The sequence below is a fragment of the Gilvimarinus sp. 1_MG-2023 genome, assembly GCF_030548285.1.
The window spans coordinates 1-249 of the sequence record NZ_JAUOSC010001438.1; the positions used below are offsets into that span (position 1 = coordinate 1).

Annotated in this window: 1 protein-coding gene; it reads right to left on the reverse strand. The window is 43.4% G+C overall.

The window, feature by feature from the left end; genetic code table 11:
* Positions 1–12 precede the first annotated feature (12 nt).
* A complete protein-coding gene (locus tag Q4563_RS21580; RefSeq protein WP_303605984.1) occupies positions 13–147 on the reverse strand; it encodes a hypothetical protein in 135 nt (44 codons plus the stop codon).
* Positions 148–249 lie beyond the last annotated feature (102 nt).

Here is a 249-nt window from a genome sequence, read left to right on the forward strand (position 1 = left end):
GCGTGAGACATTTTAGTGAGACTCCCCCAGCACATCCATGTCTTCTGCGACACAAATTCTTTGATCAATATGCGCCAGAATCCAAAACAGTCTAAGCCGGTTTGGTTCCGCTAATGCTTTAAGTGTATCGATATAATTGTTCAGCATTACAACATCAGTCGCTATATCTATAGTAAGTCGCTAGAGTATCAAACTAAATAGCACCCCGCCGAAAACAGCCATAGCCAGCACAATAGGCACAAAAGCGAC